Below are 20283 nucleotides of genomic sequence, written 5' to 3'. Positions count from 1 at the left end.
GACTAGTGACCTACCGCTTGAGCACCCGCTTCAGCAGCGGAATGGTGTTCAATGAGGTGCATGTCGTAAAGCACCTGAGTAGCATCAGCAAGTCCAATGTAAGTTGCTAACAAACCAACGATGGTCAGCACGATGGTATATGGCAATGCCATCATAACCATACGGCCGTACGACAAACGAAGCAGTGGCGCGATGGCTGAGGTCAGCAAGAATAGGAAAGCAGCTTGACCGTTTGGTGTTGCCACACTGGGTAAGTTGGTTCCTGTATTGATTGCTACAGCAAGCATATCATACTGGTCACGTGTGATTTGACCGGCCTGTAGAGCAGCTGTGACTTCAGTGATATAAACAGAGCCCACAAACACGTTGTCACTCACCATCGAAAGCACACCGTTAGCAAGATAGAACATAACCATTTGCGTTTCGCCTTCAAACGACAGTACCCAATGGATTACCGGCTGGAAAAGGCCTTGGTCAATGATAACGGCTACTACGCCGAAGAATACGCAAAGTAGTGCGGTAAATGGCAGTGCTTCCTCGAATGCTTTACCAAGTGCGTGCTCTTCGATAACACCGCTCATTGAAGTAGCAAGTACAATAACTGACAGACCGATAAGACCCACTGACGCCATATGCGTAGCAAGGCCAATGATTAACCAAACACCAATTAGAGCTTGTACTATCAGTTTAGCGGTTTCACGCTTACTGCGGCCCTTGTCCATATGGTCGTTATAGTCGACCAAAATCTGTCTTACCGCTGCAGGTAATTTTGCGCCGTATGAAAACATACCGGTTTTTTCCAGAATTACGGTGGTAAGTAGTCCAAATACGAATACTGGGATAGTAACAGGTGCCATACGGATGAAAAATTCAACGAAGTCCCAGCCGGCTTTGTCTGCAATAATCAGGTTTTGTGGTTCACCTACCATGGTCATAACACCACCAAGGGCAGTACCTACCGCTGAGTGCATCATAAGGTTGCGTAGGAAAGCTCTGAAGTCTTCTAAGTCGTGGCTTCCCAGCTCGTCGTCGCTTGTGTGGTCGTGATCAGAATGAAACTCCTTGCCCGACGCTACTTTGTGATAGATAGAGTAAAAGCCCAGACCTACACTGATAATTACAGCAACTACCGTTAATGCATCGAGAAACGCCGATAGAAATGCAGATGCAAAAATAAACGATAGGGATAAAATTAACTTGTTGCGAACCTTAATCACTAATTTGGTGAACAAGTACATAAGCAGGTCTTTCATGAAGTAAATGCCCGCTACCATGAATACCAGTAGCAATAGCACCTCTAAGTTAACTTCAATCTCATGCATCATATGGCCAGGCGATGTCATGCCTATAAACATCGCTTCGATGAGCAACAGGCCGCCTGGTTGAAGCGGGTAACATTTCAATGCCATCGCTAAGGTAAAGATGAATTGGATTACAAGCGTCCAGCCAGCTACATATGGGTCCACCATAAAGATGAAGGGATTAACAATGAGAAAGGCAATAATGGTTTTTTTATACCAGTCGGGCGCATGTCCCAGGAAATTCTTATAGATCGCCGCGATCATTGAGGTTTGCATGAGTTCCTGTTCCTTTTACAACAAAGCACGCATTTTTGCGCATCTTTATACTGTGTAGTTCCGGTTATTGCATACATAAACTGCTGGCGCTATGCGATTTATTTCGCCTTACCGCGGTTTTACTGCTGTCATTATAGTCGGAAATTAAGCGTACATGATATTAACGTCTTGAGAAAGCAATTCACAGACCCCACCATGTGAAAGTCACTGAATATTTATCACTTTTTTTATGATAGTTATCATTGAATTTGAAAATACGTAATATTTCGAACATAAAATGTACAAGCAGTATTTAATGGTGTTTGAAATAACACGTTAATTTTAACAAGTTGTTAAAAGCTTTAGTGGACGAGGTATAATTCATTGTGATAATAAAACAGCATCTGGTACAATCAGTTGCAAAATAACAATAACGTGCAGGCGATTAGTTATGATTTATAAGGCACAGAGTCCAGCTGGATTCGCCGAAGAATATATTGTTGAATCTATTTGGAGTGGAAGATTTCCACCTGGCACCATTTTGCCTGCAGAAAGAGAGCTTTCTGAGTTAATTGGTGTAACGCGTACTACACTGCGTGAAGTACTTCAGCGTCTAGCTCGTGATGGTTGGTTAACAATTCAACACGGAAAGCCAACCAAGGTTAACAATTTCTGGGAAACGTGTGGGTTAAACATTTTAGAAACTCTCGCTCGTTTAGACCAAGAAGGGATCCCAGAACTGGTTGATAATTTATTAGCAGCGCGCACTAATTTAAGTGCGGTTTTCATTCGAGGCGCAATTCGAAACAACCCTCAAGAGTCTGCTGAAATTATTGCCCGTTATAAAAATGTGGAGCAAGAAGGTTTAGCTTTTGCCCAGTTCGACTATCAAATGTCACATGACTTGGCGTTAGCGTCTAACAATAACGTATTTGTTTTGATGATGAACGGTTTCCGTGGTTTGTACTCGCGTATTGGTGGCTATTTCTTCTCGCACCAACAAGCACGCGACGTGGCAAACAAGTATTACGCAGACTTGCTTGATGTTGCTGAGAAAGGCGAATACGACCGTGTCCCTGTAGTAGTTAGAAAGTACGGTATAGAAAGTGGAAAGGTGTGGCTTGCTATTCGTGATGACATGCCTAAGGATTTGGTCGACTAAACACTAGGCTGCCAAAGGCTGTTGGTTTCCATACAACGGCTTTTACAATAAACAACAAAAGCGCCGCATTATTTCTGAATATGCGGCGTTTTTTTATCGCTTTCTACTAACGCTCGTTGGTGAATTTACAGCGATGAAACACAGTTTCACATATCTTGTAATATTTTAACCCTTACTTAGTCTCATTCGCGTTAAGTAACGCTAGACCCTAAATCGTAATTATATATACTCACTTTACTTATAAACTTCGCTTAGTTTAGCTGCTTTCTTAAATCTTCAATGATCAAAAGTCGATTGTCTTCAATCGCTTGGCGGTAAACAAAGCGCCAATAAAAGTGCACAACAGGAATAATAATGAAATATCTATGGATAGCACTTGCCGCAGGTGGCTTGGTAGCAGGCTGTGGCGTCGAAAATAAAACTGAAAATCCTCAACAAGTAGCTGAAAGTGCAGCGCCATCCGTTATGCTAAATACTCAAGTAAGTGCGCCTGTGGCGAAAAAAGTGCCGCATGAAATGACCGCGCATGGTGTCACCCGTAATGACAATTACTATTGGATGCGTGATGACTCCCGCACCGATGAAGAGATATTGTCCCATTTAGAACAAGAAAACAGCTATGTTGAGACTGTTTTGGCTCCTCTTAAGAAAAACCGAGAAGCGCTTTATGAGGAGCTCGTGTCTCGGATTGAGAAGGACGACTCAACCGTTCCCGTTCTCGACAATGGTTACTGGTACTACACCAGCTACTCAGGTGAAAACGAGTATCCTATTTATTTAAGAAAACCTTCACTTGACGCTGAACCGCAAGTATTGCTTGATGCAAACCGAATGTCTGAAGGGCATGATTATTTCAGTATTGGCAGTTACGCGGTGAGCAGCAACAACAAGTTGCTTGCGTATTCTGAAGATACGCTTAGCCGACGCATCTACACTGTGTATGTCAAAAGCCTAGAGAGTGAAGAAAAGCTTGATGACATTTTAGAAGGTACGTCTGGAAGTGTAGTTTGGGCGAACGATAATACCCACCTCTTTTACGTGAAGAAAGACCCGCAGACTCTTTTAGGATACCAAGTCTATCGCCATAAATTGGGCACGTCTCAAAGCGAAGATGTTTTAGTTTATGAAGAAAGCGACCCTACCTTTTATACCTATATCAGTAAAAGTAAAGACGATAGTGTCATATACATTCACCATGACAACACCGAAAAAACAGGTGTGACTTTGATTGATGCGAATAACCCAACGTCTCAAACAAAAGTATTCTTGCCCATTGAAGACGGACAAGAATACAGTGTAGCAAAAGCGAGTGACGGTTATTTTGTGTTGACTAATATTGGTGCGAAGAATTTTAGAGTGATGAAAGCACCATTAGACGCCACTAACGATGTGTCGAAATGGCAAGAAGTGATTGCACATCGTCCAGACGTTTTCCTTCAAAGTATTGAAGTAATGAACAACCACTTAGTGGTTAAAGAAAAAGAAAACGGGATGCTGCGCTTAGTCGTTCGCAATCTGACGACAAACGAAGAGAAAGTTATTCCAACTCAAGATCCAATTTACGGTGCGTATTTTAACGCAAACCCTGAAATGGATACCAATAAGCTTAGAATTTATTACAGCTCGTTGACCACGCCTGGTTCTATCATTGATATCAACTTAGATACCCTTGAAAGCGAGGTGATGAAACAAACCCGTGTATCTGACACTTTTGACTCCTCTCTCTATGCCTCTGAGCGCGTGATGATTGAAGCGAGAGACGGTACGTCGGTTCCCGTTTCGTTGGTTTATCGCAAAGATAAGTTTAAGAAAGACGGCACCAATCCATTATATCAATACGCCTATGGCTCATACGGTTCGACTGTAGACCCAACGTTTAGAAGCAGCTGGTTATCTTTGATAGACAGAGGTTTTGTTGTCGCGATCGCACACATTCGCGGAGGTCAAATGTTGGGGCGCGAGTGGTATGAAGACGGCAAAATGCATCAGAAAATAAATACCTTTACTGACTTTATTGACGTTTCAAAAGGACTTGTGGCAAAGCAGTACGCAGACAAAGAACGCGTCTTTGCTATGGGCGGCAGCGCGGGTGGCTTATTAATGGGCGCAATCGTAAATATGGCACCTGAACTCTATCAAGGTGTGAGCGCGCACGTTCCATTTGTTGATGTAGTGACCACGATGAGCGATGCGTCTATTCCGCTGACTACCGGCGAATATACCGAGTGGGGTAACCCAGCCAATAAAGCTGAGTTTGACTATATGCTTTCCTACTCGCCTTACGATCAGATTGAAGCAAAAGACTATCCACATATGTTGGTCACAACCGGACTACACGACTCACAAGTGCAGTACTTTGAGCCAATGAAGTGGGTGGCGAAGCTAAGAGAATACAAAACAGACGATAATTTACTGCTATTCAAAACCGACATGGAAGCGGGTCACGGTGGAGCTTCAGGACGGTTTAAACGATTCGAGTCTACCGCGCTTGAATATGCGTTCGTATTGCATCTCGCAGGTGTTCCACTCTAACTCTACACCCACCTTTTTAAAACCAGTCTCCTCTGGTATTTCGCCCGAACAAGTTAGCGCTTTTTCGGGCATTTTTATTTTTTGTGTTTTTAGTATGCGGATTCTAATTGTTAATCGTAAAGTAAAGCCATGGTGTTGAAATACACTCTCATTTAGCATTCATAGGAGCTGAACATGACTACTACTGACACAATTAAAGGTAAAATCAACGAAGCCGAAGAAATGGCACGTAAAATTTGGTTAGCAGGCCTAGGCGCTTATGGCAAGAGCGTTGAAGAAGCGCAGGGGCGTTACGAGAAGCTAAGCGAAGAAGCGAACAAAATGTTTGACGAGCTAGTGACAAAGGGCGAAACGCTAGAAGAAGACGCAAAGAGTAAGTTCAAATCTACGACTAACGATGTTGAAAATCGCGTTGCAGACGTGCGCAAGAAGCTTGGCCTTGATTCAGAGCCAGCTGATCAGCGCATCGAAGAGCTTTCAGCAAAAATCGATGCCTTGACTGAAGCGGTTGCAAAGCTAGCTGCCAGCAAGTAAAACGGTTTTCCTTCCGGGCACCATTTTGTGGTGCCCTCCATGCAGTTTTCATAAGCTTTTCAGTGCTGAAAGCGCGTTTTAAAAGCTGCAATTGAGTGACAGCGAAGCATTTTTACAAAGTTCAATGACTGTAGAAACCGTTTTATGCTGTCATGCTTAGTAAATCTCCGTATTGGAGGCGTTATGAGCAACAAAAAAATTCCATCTACAGAATCTGTGTCGACAGTCGATCAAGATTCATCGGTACTTAACGGTACTGCTACTTCACCTCTTAAATCGTCACCTCTATTTGGTTGGCTTTACGCTGGCTCAGATTTGTTATCGGCGAAATTAGACCACGCTGCAGGCGTTGTTAGTCAGAAAATTGATGACACGCAAGAAACCATAAATTCGATGCAGGCGAAAGGGCTTGAGGTTGAAAGCGAGTTAAGACGAACACTTAATCCCTTTGCCTTGGTTGATGCTGCTCAGAAATTAGTGGCGTCAACGCCGCTTTTTTCTGCATTCTCAGGCGGCCAGAAGCGCCAGCAAAAAGAGCAGCAGCTTGAACTATTAAGCGCAAAAGTTGACTTGCTTGTAGAGCAGGTAGCCCTTTTAGCAGCAAAAGAAGCTGCTAAAAAAGCCGAGGCTAAAAGCGCTGCTAGCAAGACTGCAGCGCCCAAGAATACCTCACCAAAGTCTACGCAAGCAACGAGGAGTACATCGACAAAGTCGTCTTCGACCGCTTCTTCAACTTCTCGTGCTCGCAAAGCCAGTACAACCAAATCGGCATCTGCATCATCAAGTACGACTAAAAAAGCTTCTGCGGGAACAACTAATAAGCGTACTGCGGCCAAATCGACAACTACTAAGAGTGCGGCACAAAAGAAAGCGGCTAGTGCAGAAGCAACGTCGACTAAGAGCGCGACTGATACAACCAAGAACGACGAATAAAAGCACTTCCTAAAGATAAACCTCGCTTTCGGCATGAGCGCCAATTAACTACATATGTGGTTAATTGGCGCAGCTTCGTCCAGAAACGCTTTAGATAGACATAGTGATAGCTATAGCTAAGTTTAGTTTTACATTTTCTTGAGAGGTGTTTTGTAGAAGTTGTACTATGAGCTTTTATTGAAGTGAAACTTCAATTTTTTCATCACAAACTTCACGTAACTAAGCCCACTATTTATTTTTCGCCCACAAATTCTGATGCTTTTTAAAACCGAAGAAGTCATAGGGTTCCCAGAAACTCGGTACTAAATCGTCAAGTGCGTCTGGAGTGAAGTTGCTCGACAATTGACTCATAATTTCACTTAATCTGTCTTTCCCTACGCGCATGAGTTTCTTGCGGTTAGCTGGGAAATAAAGGTTTCTTCCTTTGGGAATGATTTCTTGCGTACCGCTGGTAATGTACTTCTGATTTCTTGTTACCACTTTACATAAAGGCTCAGCTGGATTTGCAGGGTTGAGGCCAATCACTATTGCACATTCGTACTGGTCCTTTTCATGACCTTTCTCATTCATCGGTATGTAGGTAATGCCGAACCCTTGTGGGAAATACCCCACAAGCTCAACAAAGTCCTGCGCTAACTGCTTATTTAAGCCGCCTTTTTTCGCTAGTTGTTCAATGAGCATGTAGCCTTTAGGCAAGCTCATACGTGAGTAGTCAGACTTAGTTGAAAGCACAATCGAAACATAAATTTGAGGGATCTTTACAATCTCTCCCAGCCCCGTTTTCGACACAAATGCATCTTTTACCAGCTGCTGCAAAAATTCATTGGCTTCTTTGTGAGTTTGAACAAAGCGATCCCTTTCTTCTTTGTTGTTTCCTACATACTTAGGTAGGCCTAACCCCTCAGACAAGTACTTTAAAGTGAAGTGATAGTTTAGCTTCAGAAGATCCTTTCGCTGCGACTCTTCCAGCAAACGAAATTCGTCTAGATCGCCATTTTCCCCTTTCAAGATGGTGAGTGCGGCAGGGCTTTGCAGGCCAATATCTTGAAGTAACGCTGCGGTTATTAGTGGTCGCCCAAGCTCAGTTTTCCATTTATCGCGCCAATAGCGGTTCCCACGAAACCGGGATGCAGCTTCGCGATACTTCGAGAGATATTTGTGAGCAATCGTGTCGTGCTCTAACAGTCTATCGACTAAGCGCAGTGTAAGCACCGCTTTGTAGAGCGGTTTGAAGCGCATGTGCACACGTGCAAAGTTGCCCTCTGGTCCTCGTGTGAGCAGCATAAGTGTACCAAGCAACTTAGCGCTGAGCTGTTGTGTTTCTTGCCAGTTATCGCCCTCACAAAGCTCAATAATTTTGGTGCTTACAGCGTCAAGCCGCTCTATCCTTGCCAGACGCTCTTCTTCAAGCTTTTCAGTGCTGTTTGTTATTTGCTTGGTCAGTTGCTCTGCAAGCACCTCTTTGTTTTTATTTCCCTCAATTTTCTTAAGCTGAGCTTTCAAGTCTTCAATGTGCTGCTCAAGAGAGGGGGTAAGCGAAAAATAGTGACTCGCATCCTCGAACACCGAACCGTAGCCCGTTTCTTGAGGATAAATCATATTGATTAGTTGTTTTACTTGCTGCGTGTAAATGCTGTCGGGGTTTTGGCTTTGTGCGCTCACCGTTTTCCTTTCAAAAGATGCTGTGAATTGCCATTACTTTGCTATTGGCAATTCAAGACAGGTCAAGCGACGCACACGCTATCTTACTTCGTGCCCAAGCTCTACTGCCTCACGTTTTTTCAATTGGCCTAGATGATACCGTAAATTTTCGCTAATTTTGGTATTTCTTTTAATAACATGAAGTTGCGGCCATGATGCCCGTTCGCCACTGACAATCAACTGATTGATGCTTTCGCGCGTTGGATTAGACAAAACCTGCGATAAATTTCTAATTTGGCGCTTGGGTAAAATATTGATGTTACCTACGTATTGCTGATCAATGATAGAACGAACTTTATGAATAGCCAATTTGGCACTTTTATTACCGGTTAACCTTTCAATGATATCAATGGCGAAAATACTGTTAGTTTTCGCTAGTTGGCCAAGATGGCGCGCAGACATGTCCCACAGCGAGTTGGGGTCAATGCGGTTTGCGGAAATGAATGGTACTGCCAACGGGTTTGTTTGGCTCACGATACTGTGATTTACACCATATAGCCTCGCTAAGCGCTCGAAGGGAAGGTCGGCCATTAATGAGCCATCGGCAAAACGACGGTTGGGAATATAAGGCACAATATCGCCCGAAGGCGTCTTCGCTCTTAACTGTACAGGGCTAAAAATGATGGGAACTGCACAGGATGCACGTACCGCTTGAGTAATAATTGCATTCGGTGAGGTTTTAGCATTTAACAAGCGCGAATGTTGATGGAGGTCGGCAGGGGATACCGTCACAGTAATGTGTCGACCTGTTTTCTTAAAGGCTTCCTCAAAAGTGGTAAGGTCGAAAAGTTCAATCAGCGCATTTTCGAGCACGGAACTATCAAATAGCCCTTTCTTTCCAAGACCGGCAAAGCTTCGCCAGTGTTTAAAAGTCTCGTAAATAAAGTCGGCGCTGAGTGCTTCTAATAACTGGTCGTGAGTTCGTGTACCCAACATGGCTGCGATGATAGAACCAGCGCTAGAGCCAGACACTACGGTAGGTAACAAATTCTTTTCGTTTAATGACTTAACCACGCCAGCATGGAAAAAGCCTAAGCCTGCGCCACCTGAAAGCATAAGGCAGCTGCGCCCGAAGGCGTGTGCAGTCTCTTCAAAAAATGACAGTTTCTCGTAAAAGTCTACGTCTTGTTCATCGGCGTGATAAATTTGCTCTAGCGCCAATATCACTTCGTCAATAAACTGTTCAATAAGATATTTAGTGCCTATTTTACACTGGGTAAGTAATACGGGGTTGGCAATATTGCCTAAATTGCCGTGTAGCCCCTCGTGCAGAATCGACATAAGCGCATGTAAATCGCCTTTGCCTCTGGCAAGCTGTAGGCGCTGAACCCGTTTGCGAATTAGTTTGTAGTCGTAATCATCGCTAGCGTCTTCGGCTTTCCATTCCTCTGCACCAGACAATGCATCGTGCGCTAAGCACGCGGCCTCATATTCATCATAATTGCCTGCATGCTCGATTTCATGTTCAAGCTTTTTTAACCGCAAGTCGAATACTGCCATGACGAGTACCTATTTTTGATTGATGAGGGCTGTACCTTCTACTCATTGGAAAAAGTACACTGACCCAAAAAACACCAGCAAAACGATAGTTTTCATTTAAAACGCAGTTCTCAAAAATTGCAGGTCTTTAAATGTCCATATAGCGAAGACTCAAAGCACGGGCTTGAGAACAGCGGTTCATACACTATTTTGAGTGTATGGCGTAAATTTAGAATTCACTACCTAATCGTTTGTTGTTGAGAAAACTGATGCACATTAGGTGAATCACACAAGGTCAAACGTTCTAACTTTTAGACTTTCATTTAGCTGTTTTCAATCAACAATTAGCAGTAATTTCACTTTTTACATTGACCATTTCATAAGCACTCAGTAGCCTGAGAGAGAAAATAACAAATTGGACCACATGTTCGTAGTATGGAATGGAACTTTGAAACGCTAAGTCTGCTATCAATTCCTTTAATTAGCGCTATTGTTGGATGGCTAACCAACTATCTGGCGGTAAAAATGATGTTTTACCCCATTGAGTTTGTTGGTATTAAGCCTTTCTTAGGGTGGCAGGGACTCATTCCTGCGAAGCGCCGCCAAATGGCCGAGATTGAGGTTGAGCTAGTGCTAGGCAAACTGCTTAGTGTTGAAGAGTTAGCACAGCGTTTAGACGCAGACGAGCTCACTAAAGCAATTGAGCGGCGTTTAAGTCAAGTTATTCGCAAAGTCGTTAACGATGTAATGGCAGAATCTGCGCCTCAACTTTGGGCTGCGTTACCTGTACAGGGCAAAAATTTAGTCTATCAACGTATCGAAAACGACATTCCTAATGTGGTTCATAAAATGGTGGACGACTTTCAGCACAATGTTTCAGAAATTTTAGATATTAAAGAGCTGGTGGTAGAGCAGCTGGTGAATGCGCCCGAGCTCGTTAATGAAATTTTCTTAACGGCAGGCAGCAAAGAGTTTCCGTTTATTGTACGTTCTGGCTTCTATTTTGGCTTTTTGTTTGGTTTGCCCACCATGCTACTTTGGTATTTCTACCAAGCATGGTGGATTCTGCCGTTAGGTGGGCTGCTTGTGGGTTATGCCACTAATTGGATTGCTATCAAAATCATATTCGAACCCAAACGCCCAAGAAAACTGGGGCCGATTACTATTCAAGGAATGTTTTTAAAGCGCCAAAAAGAAGTGTCCGAAGTCTATTCAAACATTATTGAAGAAAAGCTTATAACGCCTAAAAACATCACCCATGTAATCTTGCATGGTTCAGGCTCAGCCCAGCTTTTAGAACTCATTGAGCTTCATGTCAACGACGCTATTGAACGCTATGTTGCCATAGCGCAACCGTATTTTGCGTTGGGTGTGGGGTCAGAAAATTACCATAAAATGAAGGCACTAGCGGTGCGTCAGATATTTGATAATTCTGATAAGTATCTGCTTTATGCGTTTGATTACGCTAATAATGCTATGCAGATTGGGCACGATTTAAGCGAGCGCATGCAGGCGTTAAGTGTTGAAGAATTTGAAGGCGTTTTGCGCCCAGCATATCAACAGGATGAGTGGAAGCTCATCGTAACCGGCGCTATTCTAGGTATGGTAGCTGGTATTGCTCAACTCTATCTGGTGTTTATGTAGCGTGTTTCACGAATAAAAAAATTAACGCACTGGGTTGGCAAAGGATTGAACTAAATTATGAAAACCGCGCAGAAAATACTACTCACCGCGCTAACCTTATTTAATGAGCACGGCGAAAACACCGTTACCAGTGTTGATATCGCTATTGAGCTGGATATTAGTCCGGGGAATCTCTACTACCACTTTAAAGGCAAGGACAGCCTGGTTAACGCGTTGATGAAAATGCATGAGCAGCAGATGCAGAAGATACTAAGCCGAGAAAAGCTCGATACACTTCATCCTGAAGAAATTATGTATTACCTGTATTTGCTTATAGACAGTATCCATGTATTTCGCTTTTTCTACCGTAGCCCGGCTGACTTAGCAGAAAAATATCCCAGTATCGTGCGCCCTAGACAGCACATATTGTCTAGCTTGAATAAGCAATTAGCGTTTCTTTTTGAGTCACTATCGAAACGAGACATTCTTATTGCCTCAAAGGCCGACAGGGCACTTATGGTGGATTTAATGTCCTTAATCATCACACAGTCTTGTCAATTTGATGAATTAAACAGCCATATGGATAGTACGATGCAGCGCTATCATGCTTTGTCGCTAATGATGGTAAGCGTATTGCCAAGGTTGGCACTGTCCGATGAACAAAAACAGCAGTTAGAACAGATGCTCGACTCTCATGACTTTATGAGAGATGCCTCAACCCCGTCACCCCTCGACTTCGCGTAAAGGAATAGTAATGGCAAAAACGCTCAGTTTCTTAGATAAGTCATTTTGGATAACCGAGTCAGACGAGAATCCAAAACACGTAGCTTGCTTGCAGCTACTTGCCATACCTAAAGGGGCAAAAAGTACCGAATATGTCCCTCAATTATTCCAAGAAATAAGAAGCTTTGCCCGTGCTACTTCTCCCTTCAATTGTGCGGTAAAAACGGTATTGGGGTACCCAGTGGGGTTTGCGCCGGTAAAAAAGCTCAACATGGATTATCATGTTCAAATTCATCGTGTGGCTGATGTTACAAACCGCGAAGAACTCGATGCGTTTGTAGCAAGATTACATGCTTCGCGGTTAGATCCCGACAAGCCCCTTTGGCAATACCATTTCATCTTTGATGACAACAGCGAGACGTTTGCTATTTATGCGCGGGTTCATCATATGTATGGCGATGGGGCAACATTAGTGCGCTGGTTCCAAGCGGGATATGTATCAAACTCTCACGAGACTAAGTTCACACCAGTATGGGCAGTAAAACGACTGCGCCATAAGCGCAGAGAGCCTGTGAGCTTTTACAAGCGCTTAGTGGGAGTGGGTTACGCGCTTAAAACCGCGCTTGATTTGCTAATTATCTTTATTCGTATATTCATGAAAGTGCTGCGAGTGAACCCACACTATATGCCTATTCCTTTCACTGGTACGAAAACAGTGCTGACTGGACAAGTGAAAGCGGGAAGGGCTGTGGCTACCATGGACTTAGACTTTAAGCGTGTGAAAGCCCTGGCAAGGCGAACGCGCTCTACGGCAAACGAGGTATTACTATGTGCCTTCGATATTGGCGTACATAAACTGCTGCAAGACCACGGGCAAGTATTTAAAAAAGCCTTGTTCACCAATATGCCAATCAACTTGCGTAAACCCGGCGAGAAAACCACGGGTAATAAGATAGCTATTGTGCCGGTGCAGCTTGCTCACGGCGAAACTGATCCTTATTTACGTTTGCGCCAAATCGTAGTGAATCACCGCATTGTAAAACATGCAGCGCAGCACGCGCGGCCCGCAGCATTTAGCGGCTATACCATTGTGATTCAATCGCTTGCACTGGTCTTTGAGTGGTTAAGGCTATCTAGCGTAGTCAAACCCATTGCCAACATCTTAATCTCCAATGTACCTGGGCCAAAAGATACGCGGTATCTAAAAGATGCAGAGCTTCTGGCTTGTTACCCCATTTCTACCATGACGCCTGGTGGCGGGGTAAATATTACGCTTATGACATATGCAGGCACGGCAAATGTGGGATTAGTGTGCTGCAATAAGAATATTGAATCGCTACAGCCGTTAGCGCGCTACGTCAAAGAGGCGTTCGATATGCTAGAAGCAAGTGTGGACGATCCCAGGTTAAACATCGTCGATATTGGTGAACAGGTGGATACCGTCCCTGTTTCTATTGTGTCAGATCACTAGCGTGCATTGTTCCAAACAGTAAGCGTTGTCATTCAATGAGGTAGAAGCGCAGCACGTCGTCTTCTATACGCACGTTTTGGCCAGCTTTTGAGAACAGAACCTCGCGCCAATGGTCGTTACGCATGGTATGGCTTAAGTCTTCCTGCTTAATTTGCTTTTTAATGGCGTTGTTAATGAGAGGGATGTGGTAGTCCAACACGGCTTGTTTCGAGCCAGATAAATAGACCTTTAGATAGTCTGCAGCTATATCGGATGTGCCGGCGCTAAACAGTGATAACGCTGATTTTAAAGAGCCACCAAGCAAAGAATTAACGCTTTTGGGGAAGAGTCGCGACATCAGAAATTGCGTGTCTTTAATCAACGCGTAATCATCGTTAACTAAGGTGACGCTGTCAGTGGCGACGCCTGTCAAATAGAGTGTACTCATATTTTTGTCGTAATAGGGTGAAGCTGACACGGTAAATACAACATGAGCGCGATAAATAGTCGTGGTGGCAACCACAATATTAAGCGCAGCGAGGCACTGCAGACCAATACGGTTGCTTTCACTATCTAGCGTGATGTTTCCTTCAAGCACGGTAACCGTGCCAGTTCCCATGGGGATATCGAAAGTGAATGAGTAAGGAAAGCTGCCTTTTACGAGGTCATGAAGCTCTGATTTCGTGAAGTCGTCGTGCTTCAGCTTGCCCCATTTCACAAGCCATTGTGCAAGGTAGACTTTACATTTGTCTTTAAACGATAGGTTTTTGGTCAACGTTCATTCTTAGCCTAAATCTACTAGGCGGTGGCTTGTTGTTAGTTTTTTCAGAGTAGGGGCTACTTCGATATAGACTTAAGTTATCAGGATTATTAGATTTTTTAAATCTTACAATTTAAGTCTTTTCTCGGCGAAGTGTTGTTTGGTAATCTGGTCGTACCACAACATTTTTTTAACATTTAATAGTCTTGCCCTCAAGGAGTTAGCGAAATGAGCGAAGTACTGAGCAAATACGATTACATTATTGTAGGCGGCGGTTCTGCGGGCGCGGTGCTTGCCACCCGTTTATCAGAAAACCCCGCGTTAGATGTTTTGCTATTAGAGGCTGGCTCAAAGGACACTAATCCGCTTATTCATATCCCGTTTGGGTTGTCTTTACTCAGTAGATTTGAGGGGATTGGCTGGGGTTATCACACAGCACCCCAAAAAGAGATGTATGACAGAGAACTGTTCTGGCCCCGCGGTAAAACCTTGGGCGGCAGCAGTTCGGTTAATGCGATGTGTTATATTCGCGGGCAAAAAGAAGACTACGACCGCTGGGCTAACGAAGAAGGGGCTGAAGGTTGGTCGTTTGATGATGTACTGCCTTATTTCAAACGCTCTGAGAACTTTGAAGAAGGTGCTGATGAATACCACGGCACAGGCGGCCCACTCAATGTTAGCAAGCTTAGGCATACCAGCGTGCTGTCAGACGCATTTGTGAACTCAGCGTCGATTGCAGGCTATCAACAGCTTGACGACTTTAACCGAGACGACAGGGAAGGGTTAGGGTATTACCATGTTACACAGGCCAAGGGGCAACGCTGTTCAACGGCGAAGGGGTATTTAACGCAGGCCAAGCATCGCAACAATTTAACTGTACTTACTAGAGTCGCAGCCGAAAAAGTGCTGTTAAAAGAGGGGCGTGCAATTGGCGTTCAGGTACGTGAAAAAGGCGTAGTAAATCGCTATTTTGCTAAAAGCGAAGTTATCCTGTGTGGCGGCGCGATTAATTCACCACAACTTCTGATGCTTTCAGGTATAGGACCCAGAGCAGAGCTAGAAGAAAAGGGGATTTTTGTTCAGCAAGATTTGCCTGGTGTGGGCCAAAACTTACAAGACCATCTTGATGCAATTGTACAATATACTTGTAAAGCGAGAGAGGGCTATGCCGTGGCATTAGGGGCATTACCTTCCTACGTAAAAGCCACCGCAGACTATGCGTTTAGGCGCAAAGGTATTTTCTCGTCCAACATAGCCGAAGCAGGTGGCTTTGTTAGCTCAAGCTTAGCGACACAAGGCCCAGACATTCAGTTTCACTTTCTACCGGCAATTTTAAACGACCATGGAAGACAGTTAGCTTTTGGTTACGGTTATGGCCTTCACGTATGCTGTCTATACCCCAAAAGTCGCGGCACTATTTCGCTTCAAAGCAACCATCCTGCTGATCAAGCCCTTATTGACCCCAATTATTTGACTGCAGAGGAAGATCAGCAAGTCATGATTGAAGGTGTGCGCATTGCTCGTAAGCTGCTATCTGCACCAGACTTCGACAAGTTCCAAGGCAGTGAACTATATCCTGGGGTAGAAGCACAAACAGATGAAGAAATTTTAGAGTTTTTACGTGAGCGTGCTGAAACCATCTATCACCCAATTGGTACCTGTAAAATGGGCAGTAATGACGATGAGATGGCAGTGGTTGATACCCAATTGCGGGTAAGAGGTATAGCAGGTCTTAGAGTGGTAGATGCTTCTGTGATGCCCAGCCTAATTGGCGGCAATACCAATGCGCCCACCGTCATGATTGCTGAACGTGCTGCTGAGTTTATTAAAGCGACGCACGAAGGCCAGCCAGTATCTATGGCTAAAGCGGAATCGGCGTAACTAAAAAAGTGCTACGAGCGAGTCTTCGTCTCGCTCTGGCAATTCATCCGTTATAAGCATCCATTTGCTTTTGCATAAACAAATCTGCTGCACAATCACACATTTCCTCGATATGACTGCTGTCAGCGTAGATACCATCAATAAGCAATCGTGCAATCCCGTGTAACGTGCCCCAAGTAACCTGTGCGAGTCTCAGCGCATCCTGATTATTTGGGAGAAGCCCTTTATCTTGCCAATAGCGCGTCATCGTCACTTGAAACTGAAAGCAGGGAAATGCAACCTCTTTCAGATCGTTGGTCGCCGCTTGGTTTTGCCAAATTGTGCGACCAAACATCAATTCGTACATCTCTGGGTTGTCGGCAGCGTAGCCAATGTATTCGTGCACAAATTCGCGGAAACGTGCCTGCGGTGTTTTGTCTTCTTGTTCGAAGATTCGTTTAGCTGCGGTATGCCAATCGCTAAAGCCTTTGGCTGCAATGGCGCTTAAAAGCGCACTCTTGTCTTTGAAATGGTGATAGGGCGCAGTACGTGACACTCCGGCATCTTCTGCCAGCTTTCTGAGAGATAAACTATCAACGCCGTATTCAGACAGACGCGCCGTTGCCGCCTCTATCAGTGCGCTGCGCAAGTCGCCGTGATGGTAGCTTTGTACTGCATTAGCCATAAACCCGATGTTTCCATTTTCAAATTGAGACGAATAGATAACGTTTTATCTTGACACTGTCAACATAGCCTTTTATCTTGACGCTGTCTAGTTTGCAAATTTGTTAACAGGAACAGCCCAAGGAGACAGCGCAAACCATGAAGTACTCTACATTAGAAGTAAAACAAGAGGGTCATATTGCCCACGTAGTACTAAACCGCCCCGACGCAATGAACAGCATGATCCCAGAGTTCTGGACCGAATTGCCAGCGGCTATTCGTGAAATAGACGATGAAGGCAACGCCCGTGTCATTGTTATTTCATCAACGGGTAAGCATTTCTCTGCCGGTATGGACTTATCGGTGTTCCTGAATATGAAAGAAGACTTCAAGGGCGACCCGTCGCGCAGAGCAGAGCGTATGCGCCGTATGGTGATGTTGCTTCAAGATAGCTTTACCGCCATAGAGCAGGCGCGTATGCCGGTTATTGGTGCCGTGCAGGGCGGGGCAATTGGTGGTGCAGTAGATTTGCTTAGTGCATGCGACATGCGCTATTGCACCCAAGACGCCTTTTTCACCATAAAAGAAACCCAGTTAGGTATGACGGCGGACGTAGGCACACTTCAGCGACTTCCAAAACTTATTCCCATTGGCATAGTTAAAGAACTGGCTTATACCGGGCGCAACTTTGGTGCCGCAGAAGCGCAGCAACTTGGCTTTGTGAATCAGGTATTCGATGACCAAACTGCCATGCTAGACGCGGTAATGAAAATAGCTCAGCAGATTGCAATGAATTCGCCGTTAGCAGTTTCAGGCACTAAGACTATGATTAACTACGCGGTAGAACACACGGTGGCAGAGAGCTTGACCTATATGGCCACATGGCAAGCGGGCATGTTCCAAATGGAAGATGTGTTTAAAGCCATGGAAGCACAGAAAACCAAAACGCTGCCGGAATATCCGCCATTACACCCAGCCATTAAGAAAATGAATTCGTAAGTGAATGTAATTCGTTGAATTACATAGCGCCTTCAGAGAATGAGCGCATTAGATAAGAATATTTAAACAGGCTTTTTAACGGCTTTTACCAAGCCAAAACGACTTTCAGGAATGTATCATGAATCAGACCGTTACCGATCATCCCGTTTACCCTCATTTATTTCGTCCTTTAGACTTAGGCTTCACTACCCTAAAGAACCGCGTGCTCATGGGTTCTATGCACACGGGCTTAGAGGAATTACCCGACGGCCATAAACGTATGGCGGCATTTTATGGTGAACGTGCCAGAGGTGGCGTAGGGCTTATCGTTACAGGTGGTATAGGACCAAACGAAGAGGGCGCTACCCATCCGTCAACGTTTCGTTTAGATACAGACGAAGCGGTGAAAAACCACAAAGAAGTGACTGACGCGGTGCACATTGCTGGCGGTAAAATCTGTATGCAAATTCTGCACACGGGGCGCTATGCGTATAGCCCTAAGCTTGTTGCACCTTCTGCGGTACAAGCGCCTATTAATCCGTTTAAGCCCAAGGCACTTGAAGCTGACGAGATTGAGAAGCAAGTTAAAGATTTCATTACAGCCGCAACTCAAGCCCAGCGCGCGGGTTATGATGGTGTTGAGATCATGGGGTCTGAAGGCTATTTCCTTAATCAGTTTATTGCAAAGCGCACAAACCACCGTGACGATCAGTGGGGGGGCGAATACGAGAATCGTATCCGTCTGCCTATTGAAGTGGTACGCCGCGTGCGCGAGGCGGTAGGTAAGAACTTCATCATTATTTATCGCTTATCGATGCTAGACCTGGTGGAAGGTGGCTCTACTTATGATGAAGTCGTGCAGCTTGGCAAAGAAATTGAAAAAGCCGGTGCAACTATTATTAACACCGGCATTGGTTGGCACGAAGCGCGTATTCCAACCATTGCCACTAAAGTACCGCGAGCGGCATTTACGTGGGTTACCGCAAAATTCAGAGAGGCGCTTTCAATTCCAGTGATCACATCGAACCGTATTAACACGCCTGAAGTTGCTGAAGAAGTGTTGTCTCGCGGCGATGCAGATATGGTGTCTATGGCACGTCCGTTCTTGGCAGACCCTGACTTCGTCCGCAAAGCCCAGCAAAATAAAGCCGACGAAATTAATACCTGTATTGGCTGCAACCAAGCATGCCTAGACCATGTCTTTAACGGCAAAATGACCAGCTGTTTGGTAAATCCACGAGCCTGTCACGAGCTTGAAATTAACATCAAGCCTGCAGAAACCAAAAAGCGTGTTGCAGTGGTAGGTGCGGGCCCAGCTGGATTAGCAGCGGCAGTGACTTCTGCCAAGCGCGGTCACGACGTGGTGATTTATGATGCATCTAGTGAAATTGGTGGTCAATTTAATATCGCCAAACAAATTCCAGGCAAAGAGGAGTTCTACGAAACGCTGCGTTATTTCAAGCGCCAAATCGAGCTTCATAAAAACATTACCCTTAAATTGAATACTTATGTTGATGCGGCTGCGCTAAACGACGAAGGTTTCGATGAAGTGATGATTGCGACGGGGATCAAGCCGCGTACGCCAGCGATTGAAGGCATTGAGCACGAAAAAGTGCTGACCTATATCGAAGTATTGAAGGAAAAGAAACCCGTTGGCAATAAAGTGGCCATTATCGGCGCTGGTGGAATTGGTTTTGATACCGCTGAGTACTTGTCTCATGGCAAAGAAACGCCAAGCCAAGATATTCCTGCATTTATGAAAGAGTGGGGTATTGATATGACCTTCTCTGCTCGCGCGGGCATCGAAGGCGTTAAGCCGCAGCCTGAGCCATCGCCAAGAGAGATTTTCCTGTTGCAGCGCAAGACAACCAAAGTTGGCGCGGGTCTAGGCAAAACAACGGGGTGGGCACACCGAGTGGGTCTACTAGCCAAAGGCGTGACCATGATCCCAGGTGTAAGCTACGATAAAATTGATGACGAAGGGCTACATATTACGGTTGATGGTAACAGCCAAGTATTGCCGGTAGACAACATTATCATCTGTGCAGGCCAAGAGCCGATGCGTGATATCGTTGAAGGCTTAAACATGCCTTATCACTTAATTGGTGGTGCAGACGAAGCATTAGAGCTAGATGCAAAACGGGCCATCGATCAGGGAACGCGCGTGTGCGCTGCGGTTTAACGAGCTAGTAAACCCAACCTTGTTAGCATTATAAGCGCCTCATGGAGAGGTAATGCCGTTCACTTAAGGTGAGCGGCATTTTTCTTTCTGCTGTATCGCTGTGGTCTCTTCTTAACTGTTCGGGGGAAGCTGCGTTCTCGCCGTGGA

15 protein-coding genes are annotated in these 20283 nt (G+C 44.9%); 10 read left to right on the top strand and 5 right to left on the bottom strand.

Features of this window, described 5'->3' with window-relative positions; all coding sequences use genetic code 11:
* Positions 1–2: 2 nt before the first annotated feature.
* Positions 3–1577, bottom strand: coding sequence for a sodium/proton antiporter NhaB (gene nhaB, locus MHN09_RS06305; protein WP_049587735.1), 1575 nt, complete (start codon positions 1575–1577; stop codon positions 3–5).
* 430 nt (positions 1578–2007) lie between these two features.
* Between nhaB and fadR the strand changes: the two genes are divergently transcribed.
* From fadR to MHN09_RS06285, 4 genes are all read left to right on the top strand, one after another.
* Positions 2008–2718: a fatty acid metabolism transcriptional regulator FadR gene (gene fadR / locus MHN09_RS06300; RefSeq protein ID WP_014949996.1), complete on the top strand. Its 711-nt coding sequence runs from the start codon at positions 2008–2010 to the stop codon at positions 2716–2718.
* A gap of 354 nt (positions 2719–3072) precedes the next feature.
* A complete protein-coding gene (locus tag MHN09_RS06295) occupies positions 3073–5250 on the top strand; it encodes an oligopeptidase B (RefSeq protein ID WP_049587737.1) in 2178 nt (725 codons plus the stop codon).
* A gap of 174 nt (positions 5251–5424) precedes the next feature.
* Positions 5425–5784, top strand: a complete 360-nt coding sequence (locus tag MHN09_RS06290) for a phasin family protein (protein WP_014949994.1) — start codon at positions 5425–5427, stop codon at positions 5782–5784.
* Positions 5785–5967: 183 nt separating this feature from the next.
* Entirely contained in the window at positions 5968–6717 is a 750-nt protein-coding gene (locus MHN09_RS06285; protein WP_049587739.1) for a hypothetical protein, read from the top strand.
* Between the two features lie 228 nt (positions 6718–6945).
* Here MHN09_RS06285 and MHN09_RS06280 read toward each other — a convergent pair whose 3' ends face one another.
* Both MHN09_RS06280 and MHN09_RS06275 read right to left on the bottom strand, forming a co-directional pair.
* Positions 6946–8379 (bottom strand): hypothetical protein, encoded by a 1434-nt coding sequence (locus MHN09_RS06280; protein ID WP_049587740.1) that lies wholly within the window; start codon positions 8377–8379, stop codon positions 6946–6948.
* A gap of 78 nt (positions 8380–8457) precedes the next feature.
* Complete coding sequence (locus tag MHN09_RS06275; protein ID WP_014976917.1) at positions 8458–9918, bottom strand: DUF3336 domain-containing protein; 1461 nt, start codon at positions 9916–9918, stop codon at positions 8458–8460.
* A gap of 414 nt (positions 9919–10332) precedes the next feature.
* On the opposite strand from MHN09_RS06275, the gene MHN09_RS06270 reads away from it, so the two are divergent.
* The 3 genes from MHN09_RS06270 to MHN09_RS06260 are packed head-to-tail and all read left to right on the top strand — an operon-like array spanning position 10333 to position 13714.
* On the top strand, positions 10333–11541 hold the full coding sequence (locus tag MHN09_RS06270) for a DUF445 family protein (RefSeq protein ID WP_014976916.1): 1209 nt from the start codon (positions 10333–10335) through the stop codon (positions 11539–11541).
* Positions 11542–11598: 57 nt separating this feature from the next.
* Complete coding sequence (locus tag MHN09_RS06265) at positions 11599–12264, top strand: TetR/AcrR family transcriptional regulator (protein WP_014976915.1); 666 nt, start codon at positions 11599–11601, stop codon at positions 12262–12264.
* A gap of 10 nt (positions 12265–12274) precedes the next feature.
* On the top strand, positions 12275–13714 hold the full coding sequence (locus MHN09_RS06260) for a wax ester/triacylglycerol synthase domain-containing protein (RefSeq protein WP_239219126.1): 1440 nt from the start codon (positions 12275–12277) through the stop codon (positions 13712–13714).
* A 28-nt stretch (positions 13715–13742) separates the two neighbouring features.
* On the opposite strand, the gene MHN09_RS06255 is transcribed toward MHN09_RS06260, so the two are convergent.
* Positions 13743–14468, bottom strand: a complete 726-nt coding sequence (locus MHN09_RS06255; RefSeq protein WP_239219124.1) for a DUF1439 domain-containing protein — start codon at positions 14466–14468, stop codon at positions 13743–13745.
* 213 nt (positions 14469–14681) lie between these two features.
* Between MHN09_RS06255 and MHN09_RS06250 the strand changes: the two genes are divergently transcribed.
* A complete protein-coding gene (locus MHN09_RS06250; RefSeq protein ID WP_239239654.1) occupies positions 14682–16334 on the top strand; it encodes a choline dehydrogenase in 1653 nt (550 codons plus the stop codon).
* A gap of 43 nt (positions 16335–16377) precedes the next feature.
* Here the strand turns inward: MHN09_RS06250 and MHN09_RS06245 are convergent, their stop codons facing one another.
* Entirely contained in the window at positions 16378–16998 is a 621-nt protein-coding gene (locus MHN09_RS06245) for a TetR/AcrR family transcriptional regulator (RefSeq protein ID WP_014949985.1), read from the bottom strand.
* 137 nt (positions 16999–17135) lie between these two features.
* On the opposite strand from MHN09_RS06245, the gene MHN09_RS06240 reads away from it, so the two are divergent.
* Complete coding sequence (locus MHN09_RS06240) at positions 17136–17975, top strand: crotonase/enoyl-CoA hydratase family protein (RefSeq protein WP_110288609.1); 840 nt, start codon at positions 17136–17138, stop codon at positions 17973–17975.
* A 118-nt stretch (positions 17976–18093) separates the two neighbouring features.
* A complete protein-coding gene (locus MHN09_RS06235; protein ID WP_049587748.1) occupies positions 18094–20136 on the top strand; it encodes an NADPH-dependent 2,4-dienoyl-CoA reductase in 2043 nt (680 codons plus the stop codon).
* Positions 20137–20283 lie beyond the last annotated feature (147 nt).

Origin of the sequence: Alteromonas sp. MmMcT2-5, from assembly GCF_022348315.1 — a bacterium.
In the GTDB taxonomy this organism is placed as follows: domain Bacteria; phylum Pseudomonadota; class Gammaproteobacteria; order Enterobacterales; family Alteromonadaceae; genus Alteromonas; species Alteromonas macleodii.
This window is presented reverse-complemented; position numbering and strand designations above follow the sequence as displayed.

What these genes read in the sequence shown, in the direction of transcription:
- MHN09_RS06290 (WP_014949994.1), top strand. Translation starts at nt 5,425, where the DNA reads ATGACTACTACTGACACAATTAAAGGTAAAATCAACGAAGCCGAAGAA.
- MHN09_RS06270 (WP_014976916.1), top strand. Translation starts at nt 10,333, where the DNA reads ATGGAATGGAACTTTGAAACGCTAAGTCTGCTATCAATTCCTTTAATT.
- nhaB (WP_049587735.1), bottom strand. Translation starts at nt 1,577, where the DNA reads ATGCAAACCTCAATGATCGCGGCGATCTATAAGAATTTCCTGGGACAT.
- MHN09_RS06265 (WP_014976915.1), top strand. Translation starts at nt 11,599, where the DNA reads ATGAAAACCGCGCAGAAAATACTACTCACCGCGCTAACCTTATTTAAT.
- MHN09_RS06240 (WP_110288609.1), top strand. Translation starts at nt 17,136, where the DNA reads ATGAAGTACTCTACATTAGAAGTAAAACAAGAGGGTCATATTGCCCAC.
- MHN09_RS06235 (WP_049587748.1), top strand. Translation starts at nt 18,094, where the DNA reads ATGAATCAGACCGTTACCGATCATCCCGTTTACCCTCATTTATTTCGT.
- MHN09_RS06250 (WP_239239654.1), top strand. Translation starts at nt 14,682, where the DNA reads ATGAGCGAAGTACTGAGCAAATACGATTACATTATTGTAGGCGGCGGT.
- MHN09_RS06260 (WP_239219126.1), top strand. Translation starts at nt 12,275, where the DNA reads ATGGCAAAAACGCTCAGTTTCTTAGATAAGTCATTTTGGATAACCGAG.
- MHN09_RS06245 (WP_014949985.1), bottom strand. Translation starts at nt 16,998, where the DNA reads ATGGCTAATGCAGTACAAAGCTACCATCACGGCGACTTGCGCAGCGCA.
- MHN09_RS06295 (WP_049587737.1), top strand. Translation starts at nt 3,073, where the DNA reads ATGAAATATCTATGGATAGCACTTGCCGCAGGTGGCTTGGTAGCAGGC.
- MHN09_RS06285 (WP_049587739.1), top strand. Translation starts at nt 5,968, where the DNA reads ATGAGCAACAAAAAAATTCCATCTACAGAATCTGTGTCGACAGTCGAT.
- fadR (WP_014949996.1), top strand. Translation starts at nt 2,008, where the DNA reads ATGATTTATAAGGCACAGAGTCCAGCTGGATTCGCCGAAGAATATATT.
- MHN09_RS06275 (WP_014976917.1), bottom strand. Translation starts at nt 9,918, where the DNA reads ATGGCAGTATTCGACTTGCGGTTAAAAAAGCTTGAACATGAAATCGAG.